Genomic DNA, 9902 nt, shown 5'->3' with positions numbered 1-9902 from the left:
ATATAATTAAATTAAAGGTTTTTCACTAGCAATAATGCCATTGTTGTCGGCGTAGACATACATACCTGTATTTAATGTCAAATCACCAAAACTAATTTCCAAATCAGTCTGACCTTCTCCGCGGCGGTTAGATTTACGAGGAATACAACCTAAAGCCATAACACCAATATCCATTTGTGCCATATCATCGACATCTCGCACACAACCATAAACAATAACCCCAGTCCAGCCATTACTTATAGCCGAAAGTGCAATCATATCGCCCAATAGCGCACAACGCATTGAGCCGCCGCCATCAACCACTAGGATTTTACCTTCACCATTGGCATCACGGCCGTCAGTATTTAACAGCTCCTTGACTCGGCTATTGTCTTCAAAACATTTAACTGTGACAACCTCACCACAAAATTTCTCTTTACCACCGAAGCTATAAAAAGATTTACCTTCAATATTTGGTAAACATACTTGGCATTCTGGATGGGCATCTAATAGGTCACAAGTGATAAAATTTGTTTTGGTCATCTCAGTCATGATTATTCCCTTATCTATTATTTATGAATAAAAACGTATTGAATTATGGAGTTAAAGATTGACTCTTAAATTTGATTGACTCTTAAATTTGATTGACTCTTAAATTTGAATGGCTCTTAAATTTAATGATATTATCTAATGATTTAATACATTGGTTAGTTTCGAATAGCTAATATTGAACATAGCTCGTTTTAATTAGTCATAGTATTTAGCTTAAGACTTTAATTGAGTCATCGCAAGCATTAGTTTATTATCAATAATGCTTACGTTCTTAGTTGAGTTGTCTATTGCAGAAACCTTATGACGCTCATAAATATTTTGTGCCGTTAGCGCCATAGCCGCTGCCACACGCTCAGCTTCAATCGGACGAGCTCGCAAGCTCTTTGGTACAATCGGTGCAATAAGCCTATAGGCCTTTTGTGCAGTATTTTCAAGTAGACGGCCTTTATGTTTACCTAGCAATAAAGAAGGTTGAAAGATAACCAATTCAGTGAAGCCTAATTGAGCCAATGATGCTTCAAGCTCCCCTTTGACTTGATTATAAAAGAAGCGGCTTTTAGGATCTGCACCCAATGACGATAATATAAAGAATCTTTGCACCCCTTTTTTATAACAAGCTTTCGCAAAATTTAGATTATGGTCGTAATCAATCTTTTTGAACGCCTCTTCACTACCTGCTTGCTTTTTAGTGGTTCCTAAGCAACTAAAGGCATCCGTATCAGGCCCTATAGCTATGTTAGATATTGTATCCTCTAGGTTATTGAAATCCCCTAATTGATAAAACTGCATTTGAGCAGACAAATGCTTTGGTGGTTTTCTAGCCACAACGATTAAACTGTCATACATTAAGCTTAATTGGCTTACTAACAATTTGCCAACCAACCCTGTTGCGCCTATTACAATGGCTTTACGTTTCATAACCTATTTACCTTTTTAACAACTACTAAAGGAGCTTTAACAGATAACTGTAACCACTTTTTTAGCTAGACTCAATAAGTTATTGATACTTGAAATCATTTGATACAAAGCTTGTTAAAAAAGCTTAAAACTGATATAATTCCGCGCTTTATAGCAATTAGTAAATTTTATGTTTGGCTAATAAGAGTAAAATCTTATATAAGCCACATCAGTTTATTTTAATGTAGATACTTTTTTAAATTGTCTGTATCTGCTGTAAATCTCCTTGCTGTTGACATGGGGTCAATGGCTACTAATCCGTAAGGAGTCCTAAATGAGACATTACGAAGTGGTGCTTATCGTACACCCTGACCAAAGCGACCAAGTAGTCGGTATGGTTGAGCGATATATCAAATTAGTTCAAGATAACAATGGCATGGTTCATCGTCTTGAAGATTGGGGTCGTCGTCAATTGGCTTATCCAATCAACAAAATCCATAAAGCACACTATGTTTTATTCAACATCGAGTGTGACGGCGCAACGCTAGAAGAGCTTGAAGAGCTATTCCGTTATAACGACGCCATTATCCGTAGTCTAGTTGTTCGTCGTGACGATGCTATTACAGAACCTTCACAATTAGCGAAAAGTGCTGATGAGAAGCGTGCTCGTAAAGCACCACGTAGTGATAACTATGACATCGATCAGGATGATGACTCTAACGACGATTCTGACGAATAATTTAAGCTCATTTAAGGAGAGTATCCATGGCACGTTTCTTTCGCCGTCGCAAATTTTGCCGTTTTACCGCTGAAGGTATCACTCACATTGATTATAAAGATGTAGAGTTGTTAAAACAATATATCAGTGACAATGGTAAAATTGTTCCTAGTCGTATCACTGGTACGTCTAACAAATATCAGCGTCAATTAGCAACTGCTATCAAACAGGCTCGTTACTTAGCATTGCTTCCATATACTGACAATCATCAGTAAGCCAACTTAGGAGTGACTCATGCAAGTTATTTTATTACAGCGTATCGTCAACCTTGGTAAACTTGGCGAAACTGTCGATGTAAAATCAGGTTACGGTCGTAACTATTTAATTCCTCAAGGTAAAGCTTTACCAGCTACAGCAGCTAACGTTGAGAAATTTGAAGCTCGTCGTGCTGAACTTGAAGCTATCGAAGCTGAAGAGTTAGCCGCTGCTAACAAACGTGCTGAAGCTTTAACAGATGTTAACGTGATTATGCGCGCTAAATCTGGTGAAGATGGTAAGCTATTTGGTTCTATCGGCACTCGCGATATTGCTGATGCACTTACCAAATCTGGCCTTGAAGTTGACCGTTCTGAAGTTAAGTTACCTGAAGGTACTTTACGTCAGGTTGGTGAATATAACGTTGATATTCAACTTCATCATGACATTTTTGCTAGCATCTTAGTTACTATTCTTTCTGAAGATGGTGATCAAGAAGCTGCTCAACAGCAAGAAACAGAAGAAGATGCAGAGTAATTACTGCCTTGTTACAACTTAGTAAATAGTAAGGCTAGTATTTAATTGAAAAGTCAGCTTCGGCTGACTTTTTTTATGGCTACAATGTTTATTTATTCGATTACAATGTATGTTAGTCTTTGTAAGCATTAAAGATAAACACTTGTTCTTATAAAAATTTATCTATATAATATCTCGTTCAATTGGGGATGTTCTGGCTTCGACGCTGGTGATGAAACCTGATGGTGCATGCCGAGAGTATATGTCCTCTCGTAAATCCAACATATATTGTTATAATCGCAAACGACGAAAGTTACGCTCTAGCAGCCTAAATCCCTGCTTACTCAACTGCCTTTTACCCATAGTAGGTTAGTTGAGTTGAAGCGCACGCATATGGGTTCGCTTAGGGGGCTGCCTTAGTCCTCTAAGTTTAAACTCAAAGGATCGCCCAATCCATCCTGACTGTCGGATCGGTGCGGGTTAAAACCATAGACAGAAACTAAGCATGTAGATCCACGGGCGTAGTGCTGGCGGACGCGGGTTCAACTCCCGCCATCTCCACCATATACATATTCAAGGCTTACCGTAACATTCGGTAGGCCTTTTTTTATAGACTGTGCTTATATCCTTTGGTTATCATAATCTAATAATACTTTTATATTCATTTTAACTTATTCTTTTATTGGTTAAATCTAATCCAATAATGCTTTATTTTTAAATATCGAAAGACAATTTCAACACTTATATAACCTTCTAAACTTAACAAGTTTTACATAAAAGACTACGTATACTGCTATTTCTGCATATAAAACAATAGGACTTACTTATACTAGTGTTTCACTTCGCATATAAAGACTTATGTTAAACCTTAATTCAAATTTATAGACTATCATTTTTTCTTTATTTAGCTTAATTACTTAAAACTCAATATAGTCTCTTACAGGTCTTATTTTCTATGCTATTCATAGGTTTGCTTATCTTAAAATGGTTATTTATAATTATTTTAGCAATAGTCATTTTGACAAGTTTATTTTTGAAGTTTGCTCCTACATTTGGAGGTAAACCAAGCGCCGATACTATTGACCGAATTACCAACTCACCTAACTTTAATGGCAAGACGTTTGTTAACCTACCCTCTTCTAAACCTTTTGCATTACAAACTGTTAGCAATATTACTCCTTATACCGAAGGCACACAGACTCATACTACTCAGTCTGGCAATTTTTTGTGGCAATTTTTATTTCCGCCAAAGGGTAAAAATCCAAGTCATCCTATAGATACTTTACCTCTTAATTTAAAACAAAAAATATCTAATAACGTAGAACACCACCCTTATGACAATACATTAAAGGATGGAGAATTTGTATGGCTTGGTCACTCAACTGTATTATTCCGTATTTCAGGTAAGCTATTGATGACAGACCCTGTGTTCCATAGTGCCTCTCCTGTACCGTTTTTCGTTAAGCCCTTTAAGATGACAAATCCGCCAAAAGCTGAAGATTTGCCCTTTGTCGATGCCGTACTTATCTCTCATGACCATTATGATCATTTAGACCATAAAGCTGTAAAAAAACTGACTCATAAAGTAGGTCACTTTTATGTACCTCTTGGGGTTAAATCGCATTTGATACGTTGGGGTGTGCTAGAAACCAATATCAGTGAATATGATTGGTACGAATGCACTACGATAGCGGGCAATCCCTCATTTGAAAATGATGGCGACATTAACATAACCTTTGCACCCACCAAGCATTTTAGCGGACGCCGATTGACTGGACAAAATACCTCACTGTGGGGGAGCTGGGCAGTGCAATCTAAGCAGCTAAGCGTCTACTTTAGCGGAGATGGCGGCTATTCAGAAGAGTTTGCCAAAATCGGTGAGCGATTTGGGGGGTTTGATGTTGCTTTTATCGAAGATGGTGCTTATAACCAAAACTGGCGCAATGTTCATATGATGCCAGAAGAGTCTGCGCAAGCTGGCATCGATGTTAAAGCTAAAGTCGTCCTGCCAATCCATTGGGGGAAGTTTGATTTGTCCGTGCATCACTGGCGCGAACCCGTTCGCAGACTCAAATCAGCATTTGACACCTACAATAGCAAGCTTCTTCCTTGTCAAAGGATAAGGGTCACTACTCCACGAATAGGTGAAGTTTTTACTTTAGACAATCTACCCTCTGCACCATGGTGGGAGCAAGAAAGCTAAATTATATATGCTTAAGTGTATATAGTTCTGTGAGATGAACTTAAGACTATTAAAGTCTTCATTTCAAAGCTTTAAGTAATAAAAATAAAGCTGTCTTAGCAGCTCTAATTTGAACAGATTGAATATCGCCAACAAAGGTTCTTTCATTTATAAAGATTTCTCCATTAATACATAGTGCAATAAAAAATTTCTTTTTAGGTCTGCCTGAAGAGGTTAATGATTTCTGAGTTAAAGGGCAGTGAAAGATGCCTATACTATTTTTAAGTCCATTTTGTTCAATAAACTTCGCAAATTGTGTTAGTACATACGGCTCATCGATAATCTCATCTGCAATCTTAGTCAAGCCAATTTTTAAGTTTGTATGATGAACATCGGTACTGTATATTCTATTGCTTAAATAAGCATTAGTATTAATTTCATACACGCCAAAATCATCAATCTTATGCTTAGCAAGGGCTTGCTCTAAAGACTCGTTGTCTTCACTATATAAATAGTCTGCTAGCAGGTTGCGAATCTGATTTGCAATCTGTTCAAATTCAATTTCTGCTTGTTCAAGGTTGTTAGCTTTGACCGAGAGCCGAATAGTAATCTCACCAATATCGGCATAAGGCGCTATCGAAACTTTACTTTGAACTTTAATCAGGTCTTTTAGCGTGTCCTCAACAGCAGACTCACCAATATTGCCAAATTTTAAATATTTTGAATATAATTTACTACGCTTACCAAGCATTTGATCAAGCCAAGGTTTTAGCTCGTATTCGAACATATACTTCATTTCTCTAGGCGGTCCAGGAATAACAGCATAATAAGTCCCTTGATACTTATGAACAAAACCTACTGCTAAGCCAACTTCGTTTTTGAACAAATGACTACCTTCGATAGTATTGGCTTGTCTTCTATTTGAAATGATCAGAGAGTCACTGCCACCTTTAAACAGCTCAAGTATCTTTTTCTCAGCTTCAGAGTCTAATGTAAGCTTAGCACCGGTGAACTCAGCGATGGCATCCTTGGTCAAGTCATCTTCTGTTGGCCCTAGACCGCCACAGCAGAGTACCAAGTCAGAGCGCTCACTGGCTATCTGCAAGGCTTGTTTTACCCGACTCATATTATCGCCAACTACGCCTTGGAAATAGACATCAATGCCTAAATCAGCCAATTGCGCAGCCATATATTGAGCGTTTGTATTTAAAATTTGACCAAGTAAAATTTCAGTACCAACAGCAATAATTTCAGCTTTCATAGTTAACCCTTATTGTACTTGTATCTATTTATAGTTTTAAATTTAATATTTTCAAATAAAGCCTTCCCTAATGCATTTTAAATATTCTGTAATACAAAGCTTATAATTAACTCATAACTTATTAATAGGTAAATGCTTACTAGTACCTTTAAAAGCATGATTATTAATACAAAAAAAAGCCTGCAACATTGAGTTTACAGACCTGAATTTTATTAAATATTTTTAGATTTAATAGGTTATGACAAATTTTAGACAAAAAAAAGATGACCCCACTAGCAAATCCTCGGCACACCTTATATCTACTACCGTTGCTACCTTCCGGTCCTGGCGGGGTTCGTAGTACAAAGTTGCGAGGCTACCAATGAAGCCACCAAGCAAGTATTATACATAAAGTTTCAATTTTTTCAAGTTGAATTGAACATTTACTATTAACTAGTACAGTCTAGATCTTCTTATGATAACAATCAGACTAGTAACAATAGTCACAGTTTTTGCACTTACTGCAAACATGTAACATGATATTATTTGAAATATTAAGAGTTATTATAGTTTTAATTGTAATATTAAAATTTTATTCGAGTAAAATTTTTCTTATGTAATAAATTAATAATCAGCAAACACAGGTGTATTTATGTATAATATATTTTCAAATTCATTATCAAAAATAGGTTTATTTTCTGCTTTAAGTTGCCTAGCTTTTAGTCAAGCTGCACAAGCTGAGCCTACAGGTTACAATCAGATCAGTTTCAATGTTGAAGCAAACCAAGAAGTTGAAAATGACCAGGTAACAGCTACTTTATATAAGCAAATTCAATCCTCTAACCCAAAACAGTTAGCTACTCAATTAAATACGGTTATTAACCAAGCATTGAGTATCTCTAAACGCTATCCAACAGTTACTACCACCACTGGTTCACAGAATACTTATCCTCAATACGATGACAAAGGTAAAATTGTAGGCTGGACAGGAACGGTAAGTGTTGATCTCAAGAGTAATGACTTTGCTAAGGCAAGTGAACTTATTGCTAACTTGCAAGAGACATTGTTGGTACAGAATATTCAGTTTGGGGTATCTGAGTCCAAACAAAAGCAGCTTGAAACAGATTTAATTAAAAAAGCTTCTTTAAAATTTAGAGATCAAGCAAACTCTTTAGCTGAGACATGGGGCATGAGTGGATATCAAATTATCAACGTTGCTATTGCATCAAACGGAGGCTATCAACCACATCCTGTGATGCTAATGCGTGATGCTTCTGCAGTAAGTGGAGTGCCTGCTCAAAAATTTGAAGGAGGTAATACTCGTCTAAGCGTGTCTGCCAATGGTACTATCGAACTTATTCCATTTATGAGATAAATTGATATTTATTATATTGACTTAATATTAGTTACTAAAGTTGTTCAAAAAAAATCCCAGCAATTACGCTGGGATTTTTAAATATTAAAATTTAGCTTTAAAATTATAGGCTGTAATACATATCAAACTCTACTGGATGTACAGTCGTATTTAGACGTTGTACTTCTTCTTCTTTAAGCTCGATGAATGCATCTAACATACCTTTAGTGAATACATCACCTTTAAGTAAGAATTCATGATCATCTTTTAGCGCTTGAAGCGCCACATCTAAGCTTTCAGCAACAGTAGGGATTGAACCTTCTTCTTCAGGAGGTAAGTCATATAAGTTCTTATCTGCTGCATCACCAGGATGGATTTTATTTTGAATACCATCAAGGCCGGCCATTAATAAAGCTGCAAACGCTAAATATGGGTTAGCCGTTGAATCTGGGAAGCGAGCTTCTACACGAACACCTTTTGGCGAACTAACGTATGGAATACGGATAGACGCTGAGCGGTTGCGAGCAGAGTAAGCTAGCATAATTGGCGCTTCATAATGTGGCACTAAACGCTTATAACTGTTAGTAGATGGGTTAACAATCGCATTTAGGGCGCGAGCATGTTTAATGATACCACCAATGTAATATAGAGCAGTTTCTGATAAGCCTGCATACTCATCGCCAGCAAATGTATTCACGCCATCTTTGGAGATTGACATATGCACATGCATACCTGAACCATTGTCACCAACTATTGGTTTAGGCATAAAGGTAGCCGTCTTACCAAATTGATGTGCTACGTTGTGAACCACATATTTGAACTGTTGTACTTCATCTGCTTTACGAACCATAGTGTTAAACGACACACCAATTTCAGACTGGCATGAAGCAACTTCATGGTGATGCACTTCGACACGGTCTGGACCCATAATGTCTTCTAAACGCTGACACATCACTGAACGTAAATCTTGTGAGCTATCTACTGGAGGTACTGGAAAGTAACCACCTTTAACACGAGGACGGTGAGCCATGTTGCCCCACTCGTAGTCATTATCCGTTGACCAAGCAGCTTCTTCAGCTGTGATACGGTGACGAGCACCTGACATATCTATTGACCATTTAACATCATCAAATATGAAGAATTCTGGTTCTGGACCAAAAAAAGCAGTATCACCAATACCGGTAGATTTTAAGTATTCTTCTGCACGGCGAGCGATTGAACGAGGATCACGCTCATAGCCTTGCATTGTAGTAGGTTCAATAATGTCGCAAGTGACCACAACAGTGGTTGCATCAAAAAACGGATCAACAAACGCAGTCTCTGGATCTGGACGTAAAATCATATCTGAGGCTTCAATGCCTTTCCAGCCAGCTACCGATGAGCCATCAAACATTTTACCATCTTCTAATACATCTTCATCGATAGTTGATGCTGGATAACTGATATGTTGTTCTTTACCACGAGTGTCTGTAAAACGGAAATCTACCCATTTAGCACTAGATTCTTTGATAAGATCAAATAGTTTGTTCGACATTTTTTATCTCTCTATTATTGGTTCACAACGAACTTTATTGTGAGGGTTGTTTAACCTGAATTCGATTAGAATTAATAATGCTACATTTTGACTAATTATCTTTAAAAGCTTGCATATTAATTTCATAATATCAAAAAACAGAGTAGGTAACACAAATTTAAAAATTAATATAAAAATTTAAATTTAAGTCGAAAATTATGTTTCGACTTTCAATAACCTGTTGTTACTTTGATATACATGTTGTTGCAACTCATGTGCCAAAATTAATTATTCAAAACTAAAATTTAAAAATTGTAGCTAAACATTAATAAAACGCACTCTATTAATCATTTTTGAATGAACTTGATTAAAATTTTTAACTATAAATAGCTCAAAATAATCGTGAATAGTGCAACTTCGTAATATTATCGCACTTTTAATGTGCATAGTAGAATATTTCTTATTTTTTATGGTGCATTAGTAGTATAAAAAATTGATATTACCTTTTATTCAACATATATAAGTTATCAATTGTTCGAACAACTTTTTGAACTTATAAGATTGTATTGGCTCAACTTTCTGTATTGGCTCAACTTTCTGTGTGGTTATTAATCAATGCATAGCTAATAAATAAACATAACCGCCACTCAAATCCAATGCGAAGCACCAGTTCAATTACTGCGTTATAGCTAACTT

At 36.5% G+C, this 9902-nt stretch carries 9 protein-coding genes and 2 other RNA genes; 6 read left to right on the top strand and 5 right to left on the bottom strand.

All coding sequences use genetic code 11. The features are described from left to right. Nucleotides 1–6: 6 nt before the first annotated feature. On the bottom strand, nt 7–522 hold the full coding sequence (rraA, locus tag QZ265_RS07690; RefSeq protein ID WP_296405000.1) for a ribonuclease E activity regulator RraA: 516 nt from the start codon (nt 520–522) through the stop codon (nt 7–9). Between the two features lie 222 nt (nt 523–744). Next, nucleotides 745–1449: an NAD(P)H-binding protein gene (locus QZ265_RS07685; RefSeq protein ID WP_296404998.1), complete on the bottom strand. Its 705-nt coding sequence runs from the start codon at nt 1447–1449 to the stop codon at nt 745–747. A 313-nt stretch (nt 1450–1762) separates the two neighbouring features. Here QZ265_RS07685 and rpsF point away from each other — a divergent pair, with 313 nt between their 5' ends. The 5 genes from rpsF to QZ265_RS07660 all read left to right on the top strand — a co-directional run bounded on the left by rpsF (nt 1763) and on the right by QZ265_RS07660 (nt 5120). Then, the gene (gene rpsF / locus QZ265_RS07680) at nt 1763–2167 is read left to right on the top strand and encodes a 30S ribosomal protein S6 (protein ID WP_296404996.1); all 405 of its coding nucleotides are present in this window, start codon (nt 1763–1765) and stop codon (nt 2165–2167) included. Nucleotides 2168–2193: 26 nt separating this feature from the next. Beyond that, complete coding sequence (gene rpsR / locus QZ265_RS07675; protein ID WP_296404995.1) at nt 2194–2421, top strand: 30S ribosomal protein S18; 228 nt, start codon at nt 2194–2196, stop codon at nt 2419–2421. 19 nt (nt 2422–2440) lie between these two features. Further along, the gene (gene rplI / locus QZ265_RS07670; protein ID WP_296404993.1) at nt 2441–2938 is read left to right on the top strand and encodes a 50S ribosomal protein L9; all 498 of its coding nucleotides are present in this window, start codon (nt 2441–2443) and stop codon (nt 2936–2938) included. 184 nt (nt 2939–3122) lie between these two features. Then, nucleotides 3123–3481, top strand: a transfer-messenger RNA (tmRNA) gene (gene ssrA / locus QZ265_RS07665). A 454-nt stretch (nt 3482–3935) separates the two neighbouring features. Beyond that, nucleotides 3936–5120: an MBL fold metallo-hydrolase gene (locus QZ265_RS07660; RefSeq protein WP_296404990.1), complete on the top strand. Its 1185-nt coding sequence runs from the start codon at nt 3936–3938 to the stop codon at nt 5118–5120. Between the two features lie 58 nt (nt 5121–5178). Here QZ265_RS07660 and QZ265_RS07655 read toward each other — a convergent pair whose 3' ends face one another. Both QZ265_RS07655 and ffs read right to left on the bottom strand, forming a co-directional pair. After that, nucleotides 5179–6360 carry a CinA family nicotinamide mononucleotide deamidase-related protein gene (locus tag QZ265_RS07655; protein ID WP_296404988.1) on the bottom strand — a complete coding sequence of 394 codons (1182 nt, stop codon included), beginning with the start codon at nt 6358–6360 and terminating at the stop codon, nt 5179–5181. Between the two features lie 267 nt (nt 6361–6627). After that, an RNA gene (gene ffs / locus QZ265_RS07650) (signal recognition particle sRNA small type) lies at nt 6628–6724 on the bottom strand. 267 nt (nt 6725–6991) lie between these two features. Between ffs and QZ265_RS07645 the strand changes: the two genes are divergently transcribed. Next, entirely contained in the window at nt 6992–7714 is a 723-nt protein-coding gene (locus QZ265_RS07645; protein WP_296404987.1) for an SIMPL domain-containing protein, read from the top strand. Nucleotides 7715–7817: 103 nt separating this feature from the next. On the opposite strand, the gene glnA is transcribed toward QZ265_RS07645, so the two are convergent. Continuing rightward, entirely contained in the window at nt 7818–9227 is a 1410-nt protein-coding gene (glnA, locus tag QZ265_RS07640; protein WP_296404985.1) for a type I glutamate--ammonia ligase, read from the bottom strand. Nucleotides 9228–9902 lie beyond the last annotated feature (675 nt).

It is taken from the genome of Psychrobacter sp. (assembly GCF_018260395.1).
Taxonomy (GTDB): domain Bacteria; phylum Pseudomonadota; class Gammaproteobacteria; order Pseudomonadales; family Moraxellaceae; genus Psychrobacter.
The sequence above is the reverse complement of the archived record's forward strand: the minus strand, read 5'-3'. Positions and strand labels throughout refer to the sequence as shown.